We start from the raw sequence: 23,110 nt of genomic DNA on the forward strand, positions 1-23,110 counted from the left end.
ACCTCTACAATTTTTTCTTAGTCGATTACATTGTACTAAAGTGAGCTATATATGGCTCTTATTTTATTACACAATTATATGGACATATTCTGCGTTAAAAGCAGATTTAGGTAAAATTGCTGATAAGAGGTCCATTAAAAGCAATACTAGGTAAAATAGCTGATAAGGGGTGCGTTAAAAGCAATTCTCAGTAAAATAGCTGATAAGAGGTCCATTAAAAGCAATACTAGGTGAAATTGCTGATAAGGGGTGCGTTAAAAGCAATTCTCAGTAAAATAGCTGATAAGGGGTTCATTAAAAGCAATACTAGGTAAAATAGCTGATAAGAGGTGTATTAAAAGCAGATTTAGGTAAAATTGCTGATAAGAGATACAGTAAAAGCGGATTTGACTACAAAATGGAGGCTGAGACAATTTAATTGTCCCAGCCTCTGGAATAATAATTTTATTTTAAATAAGTTCTTTAGCTACATTAATCTGATGTTGTACGGACTCTTGTCCTGTTGAACCATAACTTTTTCTACGGCTTAAGCAATTTTCAGGTTTTAAATAATCATATACATTGGATTCGATTTTATTGTTATATGATTGATACTGTTCTAAAGGTACATCTAATAAATATTTTCCATTTTGTATACACCATAATACGATTTTACCTACAATTTCGTGTGCTTCTCTAAATGGTATATTTTGTTCTACTAAGTAATCTGCCAATTCTGTCGCATTTGAAAAGTCTTTATGAACTGTTTCATTTAAACGATCTTTATTGACTTGCATTGATGTAATCATACCTTCAAATATACGTAAAGATCCTTTAATAGTATGAATAGCATCAAACAATCCTTCTTTATCTTCTTGCATATCCTTGTTATAGGCTAAAGGTAGTCCTTTTAAAGTAACTAACATACTCATTAAGTAACCAGTTGTTCTTCCTACTTTACCTCTAATCAATTCTGCCATATCTGGATTTTTCTTTTGTGGCATGATAGAAGATCCTGTTGAAAAGCTATCTGATAAAGTTACGAACTTAGCTTCATCTGTAGACCAAAATATGATTTCTTCAGCAAATCTTGATAAATGGACCATCGTTAATGAAATGTTATGCAATGTTTCAACAATGTAATCACGGTCACTTACAGCATCAAGACTATTTTCATACAAACTACTGAAACCTAGAAGTTCTTGTGTACGATGTCTATCTATTGGATGTGTAGTGCCACTTAATGCTGCTGCACCAAGTGGATTAATATCAATCCTTTTAATGCTGTCATTAAATCTTGATTTATCACGTTCTAACATCCAAAAATAGGTCATTATATGGTGAGCAAACGATATTGGTTGCGCTCTTTGAAGGTGTGTATAGCCCGGCATAATTGTATGAATATGATCATCTGCAATGGTGATGATAGATTTTTGTAAAGCTTCAACAAGTTTAATAATTTCTTGGACATTTTCCTTTGTATAAAGATGCATGTCAGTTGCAACTTGATCATTTCTACTTCTACCTGTATGTAGCTTTCCACCGACTTGACCAATTTTTTGAATTAATGCGTGTTCAACGTTTAAATGAATGTCTTCTAATGATTCTGATAGTTCTAAATTATTGTTGTAATAATCTTGTTTTATTTCTTTTAAACCTTGAATAATTAATTCAGCTTCATCATTTTGAATAATATTTTGTTCAGCAAGCATTGTTGCGTGCGCAATACTGCCTTGTATATCTTGATCAATCAAATTTTTATCAAAATGGATAGATGCATTGAATGCATCTACCCATGATTCAGGGTTAGACTCGAATCTTCCACCCCATGCTTTTTTTGTCATTTTAAAACACCCTCTGTTTCTAATAATGCTTTAACTTTTGTAGGTAAGCCAAAGATTTCGATAAATCCTACTGCAGCTTCTTGATTAAATGCATCTTCTTTAGTATATGTTGCAAGTTCTTCATTATATAAACTAAATGGAGATTTACGTCCATTTACAATAACATTTCCTTTGAATAGTTTAACACGTACTGTACCAGTTACTTGAGTTTGAGTAGAATCAATAAATTGTTTTAAGCTCTCAGTTAAAGGTGAGAACCATAAGCCATTATAAATTTGTTCTGATAATTGTTTTTCGATAACTGGTTTGAAATGTGCAACATCTTTAGTTAAAGTAATCGTTTCTAAAGCTTTATGTGCTTCCATAATTACTTTTGCACCAGGTGTTTCGTACACTTCACGAGATTTAATTCCAACTAGACGATTTTCTACATGGTCAATTCTTCCGATACCATGTAAACCAGCAATTTCATTTAAATTTAAAATGAGTTGATCTAATGGATACGACTTATTATTTATTGAAGTAGGTAATCCATTTTCAAAAACAATTTCAAGTTCTTCTGGTGTATCCGGAGTTTCTTCTATTGGATTAGTTAAATCATATGCATCTTCTGGTGGTGTTGCGAATGGATCTTCTAAAATACCACATTCATTACTACGACCCCATAAATTTTGGTCAATTGAATAAGGAGAGTCTAAATTGATAGGAATAGGGATATTATGTTTTTTTGCATAATCAATTTCTTCCTCACGACTCCAAGACCATTCACGAACTGGTGCTAATACTTTAATATGTGGTGCTAATGATTTAATAGCAACTTCAAAACGTACTTGGTCATTACCTTTACCAGTACAACCATGTGCGATAGCAATAGCGTCTTCAGCTTGAGCTATTTCTACTAATTTTTTGGAAATAAGAGGTCTACTTAATGCAGATACTAAAGGATATGTTCCTTCATACATTGTATTACCTTTAATTGCATAACCAACAAAATCTTCGCTAAATTCTTTAGTAGCGTCAATGACATATGATTGTTCTGCGCCCATATCGAATGCTTTTTGTTGTACAAGGTCTAAGTCTTTACCTTCACCAACATCTAAACAACATGCAACTATTGAATAACCTTTTTCTATTAACCATTTTACTGCAACACTTGTATCTAAACCACCTGAGTAAGCTAAAACTACTTTATTAGACATAACTTAAATCGCTCCCTTTTGTATTAATATTTAATATCTTGTATATTTAATCGATAAAAATACGATACCATATTGATTTTGTATTTTCAATAGTTTTATTAAATATTTATGCATTACAAAGTATATCGTTACATTTCAATTGAAAGCCTATGAAAACTAGAGTAAAATAAAGACGTTGTTTAAATTAACTATGAATTCAATAGGAGGATACTATGTCACATATTCAATTTGATTATAAAAAAGCATTAACGTTTTTTGGTGAACATGAACTAGACCAATCAAGAGATTTAGTAAAGAATATACATCATGTTATACATGAAAAAACAGGAGCAGGTAGTGACTTTTTAGGATGGGTTGATTTACCTGTTGATTACGATAAAGAAGAATTTGATCGAATCTTATCAGCTTCTAAACGTATTAAAGAACAATCAGAAGTATTACTTGTTATCGGTATTGGTGGTTCTTATTTAGGTGCACGTGCTGCAGTAGAGATGTTGAATTCAACATTTGCTAACTACGAAAAAGGTGAGAATCCTCAGATTATATTTGTTGGACATCATTTATCATCATCATATGTACATGATTTAATTGAATATATAGATGGTAAAGATTTCTCTATTAATGTTATTTCTAAATCAGGTACAACGACTGAACCAGCTGTAGCATTTAGAATTTTCAAGAAAATTTTAGAAGAAAAATATGGTAAAGATGAAGCTAAAAATCGTATCTTTGCTACTACAGATAAAGAAAAAGGTGCTTTAAAAGATTTAGCTACTGGAGAAGGTTACGAAACATTTGTAGTGCCAGATGACGTAGGTGGTAGATATTCAGTATTAACAGCTGTAGGATTACTACCAATTGCAGCAAGTGGTGTAGATATTCAAGAAATGATGAATGGTGCTGCTGCAGCACGTGAAGATTTATCATCATCTGAACTTGAAGAAAATATTGCATATCAATATGCAGCAATCCGTAATATTCTTTATGCAAAAGGTTATTCAACTGAAATGTTAATTAACTATGAGCCTGCATTACAATACTTTAGTGAATGGTGGAAACAACTATTCGGTGAATCAGAAGGTAAAGACTATAAAGGTATTTATCCTTCAAGTGCAAACTTTACATCTGACCTTCACTCATTAGGACAATATGTACAAGAAGGACGTCGTTTCTTATTTGAAACAGTTGTTAAAGTTGAGAGCCCTAAACATGATATTACAATAGAAGAGGATAAAGACGATTTAGATGGTTTGAACTTCTTAGCAGGTGAAACTGTTGATTTTGTTAACACTAAAGCATTCCAAGGTACACTATTAGCTCATACAGATGGTGGCGTACCAAACTTAGTTGTTAAAGTACCTCAATTAGATGCATATACATTCGGTTATGTTGTATACTTCTTCGAGTTGGCTTGTGCTATGAGTGGATACTTACTAGGCGTTAATCCATTCAACCAACCAGGAGTTGAAGCATATAAACAAAATATGTTTGCTCTACTTGGTAAACCAGGATTTGAAGATTTGAAAAAAGAATTAGAAGATAGACTATAATATGAGAATGATTTTAAAAAAGTCCCCGAATTTTTATTCGGAGGGCTTTTTTTGATTTGTAAGTGAAATTTTGAAAATATGAGGTGAAAAATTTTTGAAGTTGATTAACAATTTATTCATTGATTATGTTGAAGCGGTTAAAGAAAGGGTGGAAGATTTTCCAAAAGAATTAGATGAACAATACCAAGTCATTAAACAAGGTTTCGAAGGAGAAAAGCAATTTGCTAGCCTTCTAAATGAAATAGAAGGTCTATGGTGGATATATGATTTACAAATTAAAAATTATAACCAAATTCAATTTGATTTCTTAGTGGTAACTGATGATGAAATCATTCAATTTGAAATTAAAAATTTCACAGGAGACTATTACTATGACAACCAAAAGTTATATAGAAGTTCTGGTTATGTAGCAAAAGATCTGATTAATCAATTTGAAGTAGCACATGATGGATTAAAAAGAGTTATTCAGAAATATAATATAAATAGAAGGGTGAAAAGTTATATTGTATTTATACATCCAACATTTACATTACATGGTGATTTAAGATCTAAAGTGGATATTTTAGTGAATAGCGAGTTGTACAAATTAAAAGAAATGGTATCAAATAACTTCAAATATGATCACAATAAATTGATTTATGACAAGTTGAAATCACTACACCAGCCATTTTTAACCAACAATAAACATTTTCAAAAAATACAGTTTGATGAGATAAATGGAGGGGTAAGATGTACAAAATGTCGGAAGATGTTGCAAACAGAGTTGATTTATAATAAACGAAAATATTTAAACTGCAACCATTGTGGTACCGTATTGATGAGAAGTGATATTATTATAAAATCATTAAAAGAATTATATTTATTGAAAGATGCACCTTTTTCAGTCAAAGAAGCAGAAGAATGGACAGGTGTTTATAGAAGTTCTATCAAAAGGGTTTTATATAATAATTTTAAAAGAATTGGAACTGGAAAAAGTACTAAGTATTATGATTAGTGAATGAAAAGTATTTTGAAATGAGAAATATGGACCGATAAAATAAATTAACGGTCCAGAAACAGGAAATACGGACCGATAAAATAAATTAACGGTCCAGAAACAGGAAATACGGACCGATAAAAATAATTAACGGTCCAGAAACAGGAAATACGGACCGATAAAATAAATTAACGGTCCAGAAACACAAAATACGGACCGATAAAATAAAATAACGGTCCGAAAACGCGAAATACGGACCGATAAAATAAAATAGCGGTCCGAAAACGCGAAATACAGGCCGATAAAAAAATTTATCGACCTGGAATAATCCTAATTATCATCATAGCGCCATACGACAACTCTATAAACTTCAAATATTAATTTATCCAATAAATCCACTAAAACTTTCATTACAACTTATCTACGACTTTTATACGATGTCAATTTACTTTTCTATTTACACTTTTATAGATATAATTAATATAAATTTAAGAAGGAAGTTGCATGACATGTTATTTCAAGACATTATAAATTGGTTCACTTATGAAAATATTACTGAATTAATTGAAACGTTTAGATCTTTCGGGATATTTATTGCGTTTTTATTACCATTTATTGAAGCATTTATTCCATTTTTACCTATTATTTTGTTCGTTATAGCTAATGTAAATGCATATGGTTTATTTTTAGGATTTATAATTTCGTGGGCTGGAACTGTTGCGGGAAGTTACCTTGTCTTTTTATTTTTAAGATTAATTTCTAAAAAGCCATTTATGAAAAAAATTGTTGAACAACCAAGAGTTGTAAAGTTTATTCACTGGATTGATGATCACGGGTTTGGTCCATTGTTTATTTTACTATGTTTCCCATTCACACCTGGTGCATTAGTAAATATGGTGAGTGCTTTTTCAAATATTAGTAAGCAAGTGTATTTAATAGCATTGATTTTATCAAAAGCGATTATGATATTTACTTTGAGTTTCATCGGGGCAGACATAAATTCCTTTTTTGAAAGTCCTAAAAAGAGTATAATAGTATTCGTGATTATATTTATGCTATGGTTAGTAGGTAAAGGATTTGAAAAATATTTTGACAAACGATTGAAAAACAGGAGTTAGCGATGAAAAAATTATTCGAATGGGCAATTGCAATTATTATCGCGTTAGTATTATTATTTATAGTGAGAACTTTTTTATTTATAGGTTATATTGTTGATGGTGATTCAATGGAGCCAACTTTCCACGATGAAGACAGATTAATTGTTAACAAACTTGTTAAAAATATTGGACAGATAGATAATGGAGATGTTATTGTTTTTCATGCTAATAAAGAGTCTGACTTTATAAAAAGAGTAATTGGTTTACCAGGTGACACTGTTGAAATGAAAAACAACAAATTGTATATTAATGGTACACAAGTTAACGAGCGTTATTTAAATGATAATATAAAAACGGATGATTTCAGTACTAGAACAATTCAAGGTTCTAAAAGTGACGTTATTCCTAACAATGAATACTTAGTATTAGGAGATAATCGCGGTAATAGTAGGGACTCAAGAGAAATTGGGTTTGTTCACGAGAAAGATATTGTTGGAGAAGTTAATTTAAGATATTATCCATTTGATAAAATAGATGTAAATTTCGATAAATAATAATAATGAGGTGGCATTTTTGAAAAAAGAGATATTTGAATGGGTCGTAGCAATTGCAGTCGCAGTTGTATGTGTATTATTAATACAGAAATTCTTATTTGTAACTTATACAGTTTCTGGTGATTCGATGCATCCAACTTTAAAAAATGGTGAAAAAGTAATTGTAAATAAAATTGGATACAAAGTTGGAAATATTGATAACGGAGATGTCATTGTATTTCATGCAAATGAAAATGATGATTACGTAAAGCGTGTTATCGGTAAACCAGGTGATACAGTAAAGTATGATAATGATCAATTATATGTAAATGATAAAAAAGTACCAGAAGAATACTTAAAAGCAAATAAAGCAAATAAATCTCGTGATTTACTAACTGAGAATTTTGAAGTTAAAGACCTCGTTAATTCAAACGGCGTTAATAAAATTCCAAAAGGTGAGTATCTAGTACTTGGAGATAATCGTGAAGTAAGTAAAGATGGCCGTTCATTTGGACTAATTAATGAAGATGTCATTGTCGGTGAAGTAGCACTTAGATTCTGGCCAATCAATCAATTCCATTATGATTTTGACCCATCTACAAATTAGTAATATAAATAGGTTGAACACCTCACTTAAAATTAAGTGAGGTGTTCTTTTTATGTTAAAATATATACATGAGAAATTGCCAAGGAGGTCGAATTAATGCAACTAAATGTATGGACTGGTCGAAGTGGCACCGGAAAAACTAAACAAATGATTGAACAAATGACAGAAGCTATGATAGAGAACCCATTAGGTGACCCAATTATCTTTTTAACACCTACTCAAAATACGTTCCAATATGAACAAGCATTTGTTCGAAATCCAAAATTAAAAGGAAGTATAAGAACCTCAGTATTTGGCTTCGAAAGACTAAGCTGGAGAGTCTTGAGTGATGAGGGCGGTTTAATAGAACAGCAAATATCTGATGAGGCATTAGAAATGCTTACTTATCATTTATTACATACACACAAACAACAATTAAATTTATATCAATCTACAATTCAACATTATGGATTTAGTCATAAAATGATGAATGAAATTAAAGATTTCAAAAAATATAATGTACAACCAGAAGATATCTCAGTATATATTGAAAATAATGATAATATACCAAAAAGAATGAAAGATAAATTAAGTGATATTGAAACGATTTATAAAGCATTAGAAGGGCAACTCGATGGTCGCTATGTGCAAGCTGAAGATGTATTGTACAAATTAATAGAGAAAATTCCAAATTCTGATTATATCAAACAAGCTGATATTTATATTGATGGATTCCATAACTTTTCAACTTTAGAATATCGTGTTATTGAAACACTTGTAAAATACAGTAGGTCTGTAACGATTGGATTAACGACCGACGGGGATAAAGATCCGTTTAGTTTATTTAGAAAGACTTCTGAAACATTAAGTCATATAGAAGAAGTTGCGCAATCATTACATACTACAATAAATAAAAAGCATTTTAGTAATGCTACAAGATTTAACAATAACCAAGACTTAAAACATTTAGAAAGTCAGTTTGATGCGTTATTACCAAACAAAATTGATAGTAAAAATTTAAAGGTTATTGAAGCATCAAACATGAGAGAAGAAGTTCAATATGTAGCTAGAGAAATCTTGAGACGATCTCGTGAAGACAATTTATCATTTAAAGATATTGCCATACTTTATCGTGATCCGAACTATGAACAGCTAATTGAAACAGTTTTACCTCATTTTAATATTGCTTTTAATCATGATGCTAAAAAGAAAATGGCATATCATCCTTTTATAGAATGTTTAAGGTCAATGTTAGAAGTGATTCAATCAGGTTGGAGATTTGAACCTGTCATGAGAATGCTGAAAACAGGTATATTAACGAGTCATATACCAAACGATTCTTATTTAATTGATATTCTTGAGAATTATGCTTTTGAAAGAGGTATATCAGGTAAAAGATGGACTAATCCAGAATTTTTCACTATTGAATCATTTGAAAAATTAGGAAAAAAATCGTTGAGAAAAGAAGAAGATACTTTTGTTGAAGAAGATATTAATACAATTAAAAGTGTAATCAACTTAAAAGATTATATAGTTAGTCGAATTGAAAAGTTAAACAATGCTTTATCTGAAAGTAAAACAGTTGAAGACTTTACGGTTAGATTATATGAAGTGATAGAGAAATTTGAATTACCAACTCATCTAATGACGATGAGAGATGAGTTAGAAATAAAGAGTCAATTTGAAGAAGCTGAACAAATAGACCAAGTGTGGGAAGGTACAATTCGAATATTTGATGACATTGTAGAAGTATTAGGAGATGTTACTTTATCACTTAATGAGTATATTGAAATTCTTGATCGTGGTTTAGATGAATTAGAATTTTCAATGATACCTCAAACATTAGACGAAGTAACAGTTGGTAATATGGATTTAGCTAAAGTAGATAATAAAGAAACAGTATTTTTATTAGGTATGAACGATGGTGTTTTACCAAGTGTATCCAATCAAATGCTTTTACTTACAGATGATGAGAAAAAGGAATTGGCAGAAACAAGTGGATTGGAACTCAGTCCGACTAGTGATATTTTACAAATGGATGAAGCGTTTGTATGTTATATTGCGATGACACGTGCTAAAAGAGAGGTCGTATTTACGTATAGCCTTATGTCTGACAGTGGAGAAGTAAGAGAAAAAAGTCCATTTATCAATACAATTCAATCATTATTTACAAATTTAGAAGTTAAATCACTTAAATCAAGTATTGAGAATAATCCTATCCAACTATTAGAACATGAACATCAAAGTCAAATGCATATATTTGAACACTTAAACGATTGGTTAAATGATGAAATCGTTAATGATATTTGGTTAGATGCTTACTATGCAGCTCAAGATATACATTATTTAGACAATACAATTCAATTTTTAACATCAGCTTTAACTTATAAAAACGACACAGTTCAGCTTAATACAGAAGTATCAGAACAATTATATGGTAAAAAAATAAACGCAAGTGTTTCAAGATTTGAAACATACAATCAATGCCCATTTAAACATTATGTATCACATGGATTAAGGTTGAACGAACGATCTAAATATCAAATTCAGAGTGTAGATATTGGTAATATATTCCATCAAACTTTAAAATATATATCTGATGAGGTTAACGGAGATTTTAGTAAATTGTCAGCTCAAACGATGACAAAATTAATTAATGAAGCCATTGATGAAAGTTTGCCTAAAATTCAGTTTGATGTATTACACCGAACAGCACACTACAGATATTTAAAATTAAGAATACAAAATATACTTAAATCAACATTAGAAGCAATGAAATATCAAACAGGTCATTCAAAATTTAAAGCCTATCAATTTGAATTGAATTTTGGTGCTACATCTAAGCATCAATTGAAAACAACGCCGCTTGCGACTAAACGTCAAATACCGATTAATATAAGAGGGCAAATAGATAGATTAGACGTTTATAAAGGAAAAGATAAAGACTATGTTTCAATAATTGACTATAAATCGTCTGAAACCAATCTAGATTTAACAAAAGTTATGTACGGAATGCAAATGCAAATGTTTACTTATCTAGATGTTGTATTACAAAACAAGACAATTTTAAATCTACAAGATGAAGTGTCGCCAGGGGCACTATTATACTTCCATGTACATGAGCCAGAAATAAAAGCAAAAAGCTGGGGAGAAATTCCTGAAACTGATGATATATATCAACATACAATTGAAAAGTTTAAAATGGATGGTTATGTTAACAAAAATCCTGAAGTAGTAGATGCACTAGATGATAAATTAAATGAACAACTTAAATCGGATATGATACCAGTTGCAAGAAAGAAAAATGGAGATTTATACAGCTATAGTAAAGCATTGGACGAAGATTTATTCTATAAATTAATGAACAAAAATAGAAATAATTTTGTTGAAACGGCTACACAAATTATGGATGGTCATACAGAAGTTACACCTATGAGATATCAAAAGAAACTACCTTGTCAATTTTGTGAATATAAGTCAGTATGTCATATTGATCCTATTACAGATACTGACCAATATAGAGAAATAGACCATACTTTAAGTAAAGATGAATTGATTAATATGTTAAGAGAGGAGGAAGAAGAATAATGTCATTACCTGTTAAGCCATTTGATGCACAATGGACAGACGATCAGTGGAAAGCTATTTATACTGAAGGAAGAGATATTCTAGTTGCTGCAGCTGCAGGAAGCGGTAAAACTGCTGTATTAGTTGAGCGTATTATTCAAAAAATCATGCGTAATAAACAAGATGTGAATAAATTACTTGTTGTAACATTTACGAATGCGAGTGCTAGAGAAATGAAAGCAAGAGTGAATGCTGCTATTCAACAAGAAAGTTTAAAACATCCTGAAGATGAACATTTAAAATCCCAAAGAATAAAAATTCATCAAGCACATATATCTACACTTCACAGTTTTTGTTTATCATTAATTAAATCACATTATGATGAAATAGATATAGATCCAAACTTTAGAACAGCAAATGAAGTAGAAGGTATCGTACTTTTAGAACAAGCAATTGATGATGTATTAGAAATGTATTATGAAAAAAATGAACAACCGTTTTTAGATATAGTTGAACATTTGTCAAACGACCGATCTGATGAGCCATTAAGAGATACTCTGAAACGGTTATATCGATTTAGTATTGCACATGCCAATCCAATTGCCTGGTTAGATCATTTAGATAAACCATATAAAGAGATAGATATAAAACATCCATATTTCAATATGTTGAATCAATTAATCAATCGTAAATTAGATAGTGCTATGCATGCTTTATATCAATCATTGGATTGTTATCAACATTTGAATGACGTCGACAAGCATATGACTTATCTTGAAGGTGAAAGAATTTGGATTGAACAAGTTATAAATGGAACTAAATCACTTGATAATCTCCATCTAGATGTCGCTTTAAAAAAATTGCCAACTAATACTGCCAAAATTAAAAGTCAAAATGAAGGTGACGAGCAGTTATTAGAACTTGGAAAGAATTATCATAAAGATTATATTGACCATTTAAAAGCGTTATCAGAAGGTTATTTAAGTCGTGATAGAGAAGAGTTAGTTCAAGATATGCATGAGATGCATCCAAGAGTAAGGGTAATTGCTGACATTACAAAAGACATCATTAAGTATTTCAAAAGTTTAAAACAGAATAAACGTATTATCGATTTTTCTGATTATGAACATTTAGCTTTAGAAATTTTAACTGATGATGAAGGTAAACCATCAGAGATTGCACTCCAATATAGAGAGTTATTCGATGAAATATTAGTAGATGAATATCAAGATACTAACAGAGTACAAGAAGCAATTATAAGCTGCATTAAACGTGGTGAAGAATATAATGGTAATTTATTTATGGTTGGAGATGTAAAACAATCCATTTATAAATTTAGACAAGCAGAACCAGAATTATTTATAGAAAAATATAAACGCTTTAATCAGGCAAAGCATGAATCAGGAGAAGTCATCGATTTATCTAAAAACTTTAGATCTAGAAGAGAAGTATTAGATAATACGAATTATATATTCACACACATGATGGATGAAACTGTTGGTGAAATTGAATATAATGATGAAGCCAAATTGTATTATGGCGCTGATTATGATGAGCAAAACACACCATTAGAAATGGATGTTTTAGTTCAAGATTCATTTGAAGAGGAAGACAATAATCTTATAGAAGCGAAATGTATCGTAGATAAAGTTCAACATATTCTTGATAATAAACAAGTATATGATAGAAAAACACAAAGCTATCGTCCGGCCACTTTTAAAGATATTGTCATTTTGGAAAGAAGTTATAGTAACGCAATGCATTTACAGCAACAATTTAAAGATGCCAATATACCTTTTTATGTCGAATCGAAGAAAGGTTATTTCGAACAAAATGAAATTCGCTTAATGCTTTCATTTTTACGAGTTATCGATAATCCTTTACAAGATAAATATTTAGTAGGTTTAATGCGTTCAATTGCTTTTCAATTTAAAGAAGATGAGTTAGCAGAAATTAGAAATAAAGCACCACAAGAAATTTATTATTTCGATTCAATATATAAATATATAGCTGATTCTGAAGCAGATACACAACTAGTTGAAAAGCTTAATAATTTCTTAAAACAACTGAAAAGTTACCAGTCTTATAGTAAGGCTGTTCCTGTTTGGCAATTGCTAGATAAATTATACAACGATTACTATTTAATTTCTTATTTCAGTGGACTTACTGGTGGCGTACAAAGAAGACAAAATTTATACGGATTATTAAATAAAGCAATTCAGTTTGAAGCGTCTAGTTTACGAGGGATTTTTCAATTTATAAGGTTTATAGATGAGTTAATAGAACGTGGCCAAGATTTTGGTCAAGAAAGTGTTATTGGTCCGAATGATGATGTCGTACGTATGATGACAATTCATAGTAGTAAAGGATTAGAGTTTCCATTTGTTATATATTCTGGTATTACAAGAGAATTTAATCGTGCAGATTTAAGAAATCATGTTATATTAAACAATCGCTATGGTATGGCTTTATCTTATTTTAATATTGATAAGGCATTAACATACCCAACGTTAGCGTCTATTATCTTTAAAAATATAAATGAAACTGAAATGATATCTGAGGAAATGCGTTTAATTTACGTCGCACTAACAAGAGCTAAAGAAGGTTTATATCTAGTTGGTCGAGTTAAAAATGAAAAAGCAGTCGAAAATTTAGGATTAGTAAATGCAGATAAATTTGAAATGATTGATCCTGAATATAGAGTGAAAGCTAAATCAGCATTTGATCTCATTTCTACTATTTTGTCTAAGTCAAAATCTCATGGCTTATCAAATGCAATTACATTTAATTCAACTCATAATGAATCATTCAATATCAATATCATTAGAGAAGAAGAAAGCAATGAAGAAGATGATGTATTAAATGACAAACCTACTATTGAAACACTATTAAATTATAAACCATCAGATAAAAAAGATGAGATATACAATCAAATGGTGTACTCATATCCTAATGAGAGCCTATTAAATATAGCAGCAAAACAGTCAGTATCAGAAATTAAGAGACAGCGAGAAACTGAAGAAGCGGGAACAGATTATCAAATCGTAAGACAATATCAGCTAGGTACAAAATCATATGACAAACCTAAGTTCTTATCTAATCAAAAGAGACAAAGTGCTGAAATAGGTACTTTAATGCATGCAGTGATGCAACATCTCCCTTTGAAAAGCGGTGGCTTAAATATTGACCAACTAAAAGATCTTGTGAATGAACTCATAGAGAAGGACATTTTACCAGATGACACGTTAGATGATATCGACTTATCACTTATTCAAGGATTTATTCAATCAGACTTATATACTCGATTAGTAAATGCTGATAAAGTGTTTAGAGAAGTGCCTTTCGTAGTTGGTCAAGATGATATTGATCAAGGATTAACTTTTAATGTTTCTGAGGATGACAATAAACCTATCATTCAAGGGATGATTGACTGTATATTTGTTGAAGGAGATAAAGTTTCTTTCATCGATTATAAAACAGATACATTTATTGTACGAAGAGGTAAGACTGAAGAAGAAGTGGCAGAAACAATGAAGCAAAAATACGAAGTACAAATGCAATATTATAAAAATACTTTGGAAACAATTTTACAACAACCAGTTGAAGGGTATTTATATTTCTTTCAATATGGCACGAAACACATCAAGGAGAATAATTAATGGCAAAACAAAGAATATTTAGTATTGATGCATTAAGAGGATTTAGTTTATTAGGCATATTACTTATGAACATCTTAACATTTGCTTTTCCATATCAAATCATCAATCCATTTGAATTTTTTCAACAACAAGATGGTGCATTATTTAAAATAAGCTCACTTTTTATTATTGCATCATTTTATCCAATATTTGCATTTTTATTTGGGTATGGCTTATCCATAATGTATCAAAATAGTATAGAAAAAGAACTGAATTATTATCCAATGATAATAAGAAGATTGTCATTTTTATTACTAATTGGAATGATCCATGGCATATTTATATTTTACGGTGATATTTTAGCTACATATGCATTGTTAGGATTTATTGCGATTATTTTCGTGAGACTAAAGCCACAACATTCGTTAGTTGCGCTAACTATTGGTTTTGGTATTTTAATTCTTTTGTATATTTTACCTATGGTTTTATTACAAGATGCTACTCAAGTTGAAAATTTTGTAGGGTTACAAGAATTAGAAAGAGTCAATAATATATTAGCAAGTGCAGACTATTTATCAATTATAGGTGTTAACTTGAAGTACTTTGGCATGAATGTAGCAAATACTATTTTAGTTGGTCCTTTTAGTATATTACCAATTATGTTATTCGGAATATATGCACATCAAATAAATTGGTTGAATAAAATTCGTAATCATAAAAATTTATACACAGTAATTGGTCTCGTTATTTTTATTTTAGGATTAGCAATTAAAATGATTCAAATCGTCTTAGAAGGATCAATGACATCTCAATTAATTAGTCAATTGCTTGGTGGGCCAATTGTTGCGCTAAGTTATATTATCTTTTTTGTACTACTATGTGAAGATGCAACAGCCAGAAAAGTGTTAAATCCGCTACAATATATTGGTAAATTAAGTTTAACGACTTATTTAACACAAAGTATAATTTGTATCTTTATCTTCTATGGTATTGGGCTGAACTATTATGGTAAATTACCAGTACTCACAATATACACAATTGCTATTGTTATATATTTAGTTCAATTGTTATTGAGTTATTTATATTTAAAGAAATTCAAACAAGGTCCAATAGAGAAATTGTGGAGAAAAGTGACATATTTAAAATAATAGTTTGAAAATAATGCGATTTATCAAAAAATTCGTTATAATTAAGGATAAGAACAAGAAGGAGCTGACAGAGTGGATGAAATTTTTAACTTTTAAATACAAAGATATTACTTCTTATGGTGTGAAAGTAAAACGCGAAGAAGCAGTTTGGGACTTACGTAAAGTTTTCGCAGACTTTGGAGAAGAGGCATTCAATCCTAAAACATTACTAGAAGGCTTACAATTTAATATTAACGTTGACTTTCAAGAGGCAGTTCGTAAAGCAGTAGTCAAAGTAGAAGAAACTGCTGAAAAAGACGATTATAAATATAGCTTCGAAGATATCGAATTTTTACCACCTGTAACACCTACAAATAATGTTATAGCTTTTGGTCGTAATTACAAAAAACATGCTGAAGAATTAAATAATAAAGTTAATAGACTATATGTATTTACTAAAGCAGCATCTTCATTAACAGGAGATAATGCAACAATTCCTAATCACAAAGACGTAACTGACAAATTAGATTATGAAGGTGAACTAGGTGTTGTAATTGGTAAATCAGGAGAGAAAATACCACGCGGTCTAGCATTAGATTACGTATATGGTTATACAATTATCAATGATATTACAGATAGAAATGCTCAAAAAGAACATGATCAAGCATTTTTATCAAAATCATTAACTGGTGGTTGCCCAATGGGACCTTATATCGTAACAAAAGATGAATTACCTTTACCAGAAGACGTTAATATTGTGACAAAAGTTAACAATGAAATTCGTCAAGATGGTAACACTAACGAAATGATATTAAAAATTGATGAACTAATTGCTGAAATTTCTAAATATGTTGCTTTACATCCAGGAGATGTTATCGCTACAGGTACACCAGCTGGAGTTGGAGCGGGTATGAACCCAGCTCAATTTTTACAACCTGGAGATGAAGTAAAAGTAACAATCGATGGAATAGGTACTTTAACTACTTTCATTAGCGAAAAATAATAGTATTAGTAGAATATTAAGTTGATGAGTTGGAGATAATGAAACTTTTTGAATAAATTAGATTTCAGTCTCTTACTCATCTTCTTTTTGTCGTTATATTAATAAACTTTTGAATAAATTGTGAAATATAAGCAAACAGGATTATTTGGTATGTAAAAAAAGGCTTATTCTAATAATGCATATGTTATAATGCTATTGGAAAACAAATATTATTATTTAGGGGGAACTGAATATGATACATTTCCATATTTTTAGCTGGTTAGTAACGATTATTCTATTTTTCGTAGTTTATATGAAAGTTACAAACAAATCAGTTCATATGGTATTAAGGTTATTCATGGTGCTTACATTAATTTCTGGTTTTGTTATTTTTATACAAGCCATGGGTATTAATGGTATGTTATATGGCATCAAATTTATTCTTGGACTTGCAGTTATTGGATTAATTGAAATGACAATTGCTAAGAAGAAAAAGAATAAAAATAGCCAAGGATTTTTCATTGCAACAATAGTTGTTATGGTATTAACAATTTTATTAGGTAGTTATTTACCAATGGGCGTATTACATTTTGGTTAATTACTAACGTTAACAAATCCATTCATAACTTTATTCAATAAAGTTATGAATGTTTTTTTATGTGAAATAATTTATGACAATTTCATGTAGTTCTATCAGTAAAGTAAACGTTTTAGTATAATAGAGATAATTGGGTAATAAAGAGGGTTGAATATATGAATAAATGGACAAAGTTAGTAATAGCAGTAATTTTGATGGCACCACTTTTTAATGGTTATGCTTTTGCGAAAGATAAGGAATTTGAAGATGTGAAATATCCTAGAATATATAGTCTAGTTGTCGATCGTTTTATGAATGGTAATAATGATAATAATAAAATGATTAAAAACAATGACAAATCTGAAAATTTACCACTTGGGGGAGATTTCCAAGGGATTAAATCTAAATTAGATTATATTCATGATATGGGCTTCAACACAGTACATATTTCTCCAGTCTTTTCACACGAACAAAATGACTTTTTAGGCTATAAAGTCAATAATTACGATGAAATTGATAAAGTATTAGGTGGGGAAAAGGCTTTTAAATCACTCATTAAAGAAGTGCATAAAAAGGACATGAAAATTATAGTTGATATGCCTACTACTTATACTGATACATTTAAGCAATCAGTTAACGGTGATTTAAATAGCGTGCAAAAGTCATATTTTAAAAATGACAAATTTATAGATTTAAAAAATAATGAAAACCAAGGTATTTATAAATCTAAAGTTAAAAAATTTATAGATCAATATGAAGTTGATGGAATATCAATGAATATTGTACAGGATGGCATAGATGCTCAAGCATTTTTACCTGAAGGTATAGATACTTATGGCATCATTAACAAAGACGGCATTGATGCCAAGAACTTTAAACATTTATCTACTAACAAGAAACGTACTGCTCTTCAAGATGCGTTTAAAACGGTAAATACAAACATTCCATCATATAAAGAAGATGGAGAGGTACTTTTAGCTGATACATGGTTTACAGAAAGATTTACTAAGCATGCAGCTGATGAAAATATGTTTCCAGGAACACGTATCAAACAATTAATGACTTATATGTGGGGATATAAAGGTCCTATAATGATGAATTATGGTACTGAAATAGCAGTTAATGGTTCTAATATCGAAACGATAAATCAACTACAGAATTTCAGAACCGATAAAGAAGTAATTGATTATTTAGAAAAAATTTCAGATACATTCAAACAATATCAAGAATTATTTGAAGGAGAAGTGAAAGTTCTACCTCATAATAAAGGAACTAATGTATTTTATTATGATACGAACACGATTGATTATATATTGAATGTTAATGACTCAAGTAATTCAAAAAAAGTAACGTTAACAGACAAAGTAATTGAAAAAAACAAAATGCTCTCAGGGTTAATTTTGGGAGATAATATAAAGAAAAAGAATAATCAATATGATTTAATCACTGATAGAGAAGAAAGTGAATTATATGCAGTGATTAACGAACGAGGATTAAATAATAGTTACTTTATTGCAGCTATTTTAGTGGTATTATTATTCGGATTATTTATATTCCTTGTTTCAAGAAGAAGCAAAAGACAAAGAAATAAATCTTAAACATAGAAAAGGCTGAGACAATTAAATTGTCTCAGCCTTTTAGTTATAGAGTATCTATATTCACACAAGTTGGTAGAAGTGTAAGCAAGGGTATCTATGTTCACACAAGTTGGTAGAAGTGTAAGTATGGGTATCTATATTTACACAAGTAGGTAGAAGTGTGAGTATGATTATCTATGTTCACAAAAACCTATAGAAGTGTGAAATATTTGTATAAGAAAAAAGAGCAGAATTTAATTTTTACAATAAATTTCTGCTCTTTTTAATTTTCTAAGATATTTATATCCTGGACTTTTCTAATCTATTTTTATTTTGATTGTGCTTTGTAACCAATCATATTGACGATATCTTTTGGACTTGAGAAAGGAGGGGCATAAGCAATTTCTATGTCTCTCATTTCATCTATAGTCAATTCACCGATAATAGCAGTTGATAAAATATCGATTCGTTTATCTGCGCCGTCTTTTCCTACTGCACATGCACGTAATATTTTACGCGATGATTTATCGAAATAAACACGTAAGGTGATTGGTTCTGCGTTTGGATAATACCCAGCATGTTGTTTTTGAATTTGTTCAACGACACCGTAATTGTAGTCCTTCAATTCTTGTTCTGATATGCCTACGCTTCCTAACGCGTAATCAAATATTCGTACAATATTAGTTCCAAGTAGACCACGAAAAGCTGATTTTTCATTAGGTGATTTCACTGCAAGGTTTTCAGCTATTATTGCTGCTGCTCTATGCGCTCCCCAAGCTAATGTAATACTTGTAGGTTTTTTTGTATGTCTATAAAATGTTTCAATTACATCACCTAAAGCGTAAACACTGTCTAAATTTGTTTCGAAATATTCATTGACAGGTATATAGCCTTTTTCATTTAATTGTAGTGATGATGACTTTAACCAGTCACTATTAGGCTCAATTCCAACACCTGTGATGATAATGTCATATTCTTCAACGTTACCAGATTTAAAAGTAACTTTACGGTCTGAAATATCTGCAATTTCTTCATTTAATCTATATTTGATATTTCTTTTATCTAACTCATCGAAAATGACATTATTTAAATCTTTATCCATACTTTTATTTATATGGTCACTTCTGTGAATTAATGTTGGTTCTATACCTCTAGCATAAAAATTTTCTAAAATTTCTAAACTGACATATCCGGCACCAACTATTAATGCAGATTTTACATTTTCATTTACGATAAAACTTTCGATTTCATCAGTATCAACTAAGTTTCTTAAAGTAAATAACCTATCAGATTGGAGTGGTAAGTGTCTTGCACGACACCCAGGACTTAAAATAAGTGTGTCATAATGATCATCAAAAGTTTCTCCAGTTTGATGATTTTTTACTGTAATTGTTTTATTTTTATCATTTAATGCAATAGCTTCATGAAAAGGTTTTACAGTTATATTCTTTTTATCATGAAATTTTTGAGGTGTAGCAGATAGCATTAAATTTCTGTCTTCTACAACATCTCCTAAATAATAGGGTAGGCCGCAATTGGCGAAACTCATATCTCTATCTTTCTCGTATACTACAATTTCACTTTCTGAATCAAGTCGTCTAATTTGTGATGCAACTGTGGCACCACCAGCTACTGCACCAATAACGATAATTTTATTCAATATTATCACTCCTTATAATAAAAAATTGCTACCGTGCCACTACCTGTATGAGAACTAATAACTGGACCAATGTCTGAAATAATAACATCTTTTGGTGATAAAGATTGGTGCATTAATTCTTTTAGTTTTTCAGCGTCTTCGATATCATCAGCATGAGTTATATAGATTGTTTCACTTGAAAAGTCGCTATTTTCATTTTTCATTTTATCTATAATAGCATGCCATAGTTTTTTTGAACCACGATATTTCTCGATTGGAACGAGTTTTCCTTCTTCTACATGTAGCAACGGTTTGATATTTAATAAATTACCTAAAAATGCCTGACCTTTAGACAATCTACCGCCACTTGCTAAATAATTTAAGTCTTTTACTGTGAATAAATGTCTTATTTTATCTAGTTTATTTTTAATATATTTATCTAATTCTTCGAAACTATAATTCTGTTCGATTTTATCTTGTACATCGAGTATAAGCTTGCCACATCCCATAGAAGCACTTAAAGTATCATAGATTGTTAAATCAAGATTAGGATAATCCTCTTTAACTTGTTCTTTTACTAGACAAGCAGTTTGATATGTTCCACTTAATGCACTACTAAAAGCTAAATAAATAGCTTGTTCATTATTTTCAGCAATTTCAGTGAATACTTTAGCCATTTGTTCCATAGTTGCTTGGTTAGTCTTAGGGTGTTTATTATTTTTAATAGCAGCTAATACTTCATCGTTTGATATTTCATATTGATCAACTTTACTTTCATTGTCGATGACTATTCCATAAGGTAAAAAGTAGAATCCGTATTTTTCAATTTGAGATAATGTTAAATCTGATCCACTGTCTACTATCATTTTCATTTGAATAACCCCTTACATATTTAGTCCAAAATGTTTGTTTAAGTATTTTCCGATACCATCATTATTATTAGTGTCTGTAACTTCGTTTGCTATTTCTTTAAGTTCAGGTATAGCATTACCCATAGCAATTCCATAATTAGCAAATTGAATCATTTCATTGTCATTATCTTCATCGCCAAATGCAATAATATTATCAAAATCTACATTCAAATATTCAGCAACATATTTCACAGCTTTACCTTTATTAATACCCTTTTTAACAATTTCAATAACTGGAAATGGTGCTCCCCAACGACGATGTTCAATAAATTCAGCATAATGTTTGTTTAAATGTTTTTTTATGTTAGGAATTTCATCATCTTCTGCTTGAATCAATAAACTTGTAGGTGATTCCGTAAGTAACTCATTTAATTTACCATATTTAATTTCAGGATTACCCATGCTGAAACCTTCAAATAATGTTTGGTCATAGTTATTAATATAAACTTGATCTCTTACTTCTGCTATAATATTTTTAACATTAAGTTGGCTAATATCTTGAAAAATTTTAGAAGCTATACGTGCATCAAATTGTTCATGTTTAGGTTCAAATCTATTGTCAGTCGGATGATGAATATATGCGCCGTTAAAATTAATAATAGGTGTATTCATATCCATTGCTCTATAATAATCTACACTTGCTCGATATGGTCTACCAGTTGAAATAATGATTTCATGACCAGCTTTTTTAAATATTGTAGTACTCTTTTTGTATAAGGTGAGATGTGCTTTTCATCGTTTAATAATGTGCCATCTAAATCTAAACAGATTAAATGTTTTTCCATATCGATAACTCCTTAGTCATTTTCTTTTTGATACATACTATAATATCATATCATTTTCTTTAACCAATGCTTTAAATTTGATATATTATATGTAGTAACTTTTAGAATGAGGTGAAAATATGGAAGAAGCAATGAAAGATAGTATCATTGGTGCACTTGAAAATGTAATTGACCCAGAACTAGGAATTGACATAGTTAACTTAGGTCTTGTATATAATGTAGACTTAGACGACGAAGGATTATGTACAGTAGAAATGACATTAACTTCAATGGGTTGTCCGATGGGGCCACAAATTATAGATCAAGTTAAAACAGCATTAGCTGAATTACCTGAAATTAAAGAAACAGAAGTAAATATTGTCTGGAATCCACCATGGGGCAAAGACAAAATGTCACGATACGCTAAAATTGCATTAGGTGTAAGCTAATAGAATAAAGAAAAAGCCTAGGAGAAATGATATGCTCCCTGTTAAGTAAACACTTAAATAGTGAAAACTTAGCAGGGAGTTTTATTATGACTAGAAATATTAAAATAGATATCAA

At 30.1% G+C, this 23,110-nt stretch carries 16 protein-coding genes and 1 pseudogene; 12 read left to right on the top strand and 5 right to left on the bottom strand.

All coding sequences use genetic code 11. The features are described 5' to 3' along the window. Positions 1–449 precede the first annotated feature (449 nt). Together argH and CD129_RS01650 are read right to left on the bottom strand one after the other, a co-directional pair. On the bottom strand, positions 450–1,823 hold the full coding sequence (gene argH / locus CD129_RS01645) for an argininosuccinate lyase (protein WP_107510100.1): 1,374 nt from the start codon (positions 1,821–1,823) through the stop codon (positions 450–452). After that, on the bottom strand, positions 1,820–3,022 hold the full coding sequence (locus CD129_RS01650) for an argininosuccinate synthase (RefSeq protein ID WP_078357655.1): 1,203 nt from the start codon (positions 3,020–3,022) through the stop codon (positions 1,820–1,822). Before CD129_RS01650 ends, argH begins: the two co-directional genes overlap by 4 nt. A 212-nt stretch (positions 3,023–3,234) precedes the next feature. Here CD129_RS01650 and CD129_RS01655 point away from each other — a divergent pair, with 212 nt between their 5' ends. From CD129_RS01655 to CD129_RS01705, 11 genes are all read left to right on the top strand, one after another. Continuing rightward, positions 3,235–4,572 (top strand): glucose-6-phosphate isomerase, encoded by a 1,338-nt coding sequence (locus tag CD129_RS01655; RefSeq protein WP_107510101.1) that lies wholly within the window; start codon positions 3,235–3,237, stop codon positions 4,570–4,572. A 94-nt stretch (positions 4,573–4,666) separates the two neighbouring features. Next, positions 4,667–5,566 carry a nuclease-related domain-containing protein gene (locus tag CD129_RS01660; RefSeq protein ID WP_107510102.1) on the top strand — a complete coding sequence of 300 codons (900 nt, stop codon included), beginning with the start codon at positions 4,667–4,669 and terminating at the stop codon, positions 5,564–5,566. Between the two features lie 491 nt (positions 5,567–6,057). Then, the gene (locus CD129_RS01665; RefSeq protein WP_078356662.1) at positions 6,058–6,666 is read left to right on the top strand and encodes a TVP38/TMEM64 family protein; all 609 of its coding nucleotides are present in this window, start codon (positions 6,058–6,060) and stop codon (positions 6,664–6,666) included. A 2-nt stretch (positions 6,667–6,668) separates the two neighbouring features. Next, the gene (gene lepB, locus CD129_RS01670; protein WP_107509616.1) at positions 6,669–7,199 is read left to right on the top strand and encodes a signal peptidase I; all 531 of its coding nucleotides are present in this window, start codon (positions 6,669–6,671) and stop codon (positions 7,197–7,199) included. Between the two features lie 19 nt (positions 7,200–7,218). Further along, the gene (lepB, locus tag CD129_RS01675) at positions 7,219–7,785 is read left to right on the top strand and encodes a signal peptidase I (RefSeq protein ID WP_078356664.1); all 567 of its coding nucleotides are present in this window, start codon (positions 7,219–7,221) and stop codon (positions 7,783–7,785) included. A 96-nt stretch (positions 7,786–7,881) separates the two neighbouring features. Continuing rightward, a complete protein-coding gene (gene addB / locus CD129_RS01680; RefSeq protein WP_115337663.1) occupies positions 7,882–11,352 on the top strand; it encodes a helicase-exonuclease AddAB subunit AddB in 3,471 nt (1,156 codons plus the stop codon). Then, on the top strand, positions 11,349–14,990 hold the full coding sequence (addA, locus tag CD129_RS01685; RefSeq protein WP_174221882.1) for a helicase-exonuclease AddAB subunit AddA: 3,642 nt from the start codon (positions 11,349–11,351) through the stop codon (positions 14,988–14,990). Before addB ends, addA begins: the two co-directional genes overlap by 4 nt. After that, a complete protein-coding gene (locus CD129_RS01690) occupies positions 14,990–16,117 on the top strand; it encodes a DUF418 domain-containing protein (RefSeq protein WP_078356667.1) in 1,128 nt (375 codons plus the stop codon). The genes addA and CD129_RS01690 overlap by 1 nt, the downstream gene beginning before the upstream one ends. Before the next feature lie 76 nt (positions 16,118–16,193). Beyond that, positions 16,194–17,099 carry a fumarylacetoacetate hydrolase family protein gene (locus CD129_RS01695; protein ID WP_078356668.1) on the top strand — a complete coding sequence of 302 codons (906 nt, stop codon included), beginning with the start codon at positions 16,194–16,196 and terminating at the stop codon, positions 17,097–17,099. Between the two features lie 232 nt (positions 17,100–17,331). Then, on the top strand, positions 17,332–17,676 hold the full coding sequence (locus CD129_RS01700) for a YisL family protein (RefSeq protein ID WP_078356669.1): 345 nt from the start codon (positions 17,332–17,334) through the stop codon (positions 17,674–17,676). A gap of 155 nt (positions 17,677–17,831) precedes the next feature. Beyond that, entirely contained in the window at positions 17,832–19,253 is a 1,422-nt protein-coding gene (locus CD129_RS01705) for an alpha-amylase family protein (protein ID WP_078356670.1), read from the top strand. Between the two features lie 307 nt (positions 19,254–19,560). Here CD129_RS01705 and CD129_RS01710 read toward each other — a convergent pair whose 3' ends face one another. From CD129_RS01710 to CD129_RS01720, 3 genes and pseudogenes are all read right to left on the bottom strand, one after another. Next, the gene (locus CD129_RS01710; RefSeq protein WP_078356671.1) at positions 19,561–20,892 is read right to left on the bottom strand and encodes a CoA-disulfide reductase; all 1,332 of its coding nucleotides are present in this window, start codon (positions 20,890–20,892) and stop codon (positions 19,561–19,563) included. 5 nt (positions 20,893–20,897) lie between these two features. After that, on the bottom strand, positions 20,898–21,743 hold the full coding sequence (locus CD129_RS01715; protein ID WP_115337661.1) for a DegV family protein: 846 nt from the start codon (positions 21,741–21,743) through the stop codon (positions 20,898–20,900). A 12-nt stretch (positions 21,744–21,755) separates the two neighbouring features. Then, positions 21,756–22,567: pseudogene (locus CD129_RS01720) on the bottom strand (Cof-type HAD-IIB family hydrolase). 119 nt (positions 22,568–22,686) lie between these two features. On the opposite strand from CD129_RS01720, the gene CD129_RS01725 reads away from it, so the two are divergent. Further along, positions 22,687–22,995, top strand: a complete 309-nt coding sequence (locus CD129_RS01725; protein WP_037588867.1) for a metal-sulfur cluster assembly factor — start codon at positions 22,687–22,689, stop codon at positions 22,993–22,995. The last annotated feature ends 115 nt before the right edge of the window (positions 22,996–23,110 follow it).

The organism is Mammaliicoccus fleurettii (assembly GCF_003970575.1).
GTDB classification, from domain to species: Bacteria; Bacillota; Bacilli; order Staphylococcales; family Staphylococcaceae; genus Mammaliicoccus; species Mammaliicoccus fleurettii.

What these genes read in the sequence shown, in the direction of transcription:
- CD129_RS01705 (WP_078356670.1), top strand. Translation starts at nt 17,832, where the DNA reads ATGAATAAATGGACAAAGTTAGTAATAGCAGTAATTTTGATGGCACCA.
- CD129_RS01695 (WP_078356668.1), top strand. Translation starts at nt 16,194, where the DNA reads ATGAAATTTTTAACTTTTAAATACAAAGATATTACTTCTTATGGTGTG.
- CD129_RS01690 (WP_078356667.1), top strand. Translation starts at nt 14,990, where the DNA reads ATGGCAAAACAAAGAATATTTAGTATTGATGCATTAAGAGGATTTAGT.
- CD129_RS01665 (WP_078356662.1), top strand. Translation starts at nt 6,058, where the DNA reads ATGTTATTTCAAGACATTATAAATTGGTTCACTTATGAAAATATTACT.
- CD129_RS01655 (WP_107510101.1), top strand. Translation starts at nt 3,235, where the DNA reads ATGTCACATATTCAATTTGATTATAAAAAAGCATTAACGTTTTTTGGT.
- argH (WP_107510100.1), bottom strand. Translation starts at nt 1,823, where the DNA reads ATGACAAAAAAAGCATGGGGTGGAAGATTCGAGTCTAACCCTGAATCA.
- CD129_RS01700 (WP_078356669.1), top strand. Translation starts at nt 17,332, where the DNA reads ATGATACATTTCCATATTTTTAGCTGGTTAGTAACGATTATTCTATTT.
- CD129_RS01650 (WP_078357655.1), bottom strand. Translation starts at nt 3,022, where the DNA reads ATGTCTAATAAAGTAGTTTTAGCTTACTCAGGTGGTTTAGATACAAGT.
- addB (WP_115337663.1), top strand. Translation starts at nt 7,882, where the DNA reads ATGCAACTAAATGTATGGACTGGTCGAAGTGGCACCGGAAAAACTAAA.
- CD129_RS01725 (WP_037588867.1), top strand. Translation starts at nt 22,687, where the DNA reads ATGGAAGAAGCAATGAAAGATAGTATCATTGGTGCACTTGAAAATGTA.
- CD129_RS01715 (WP_115337661.1), bottom strand. Translation starts at nt 21,743, where the DNA reads ATGAAAATGATAGTAGACAGTGGATCAGATTTAACATTATCTCAAATT.
- lepB (WP_107509616.1), top strand. Translation starts at nt 6,669, where the DNA reads ATGAAAAAATTATTCGAATGGGCAATTGCAATTATTATCGCGTTAGTA.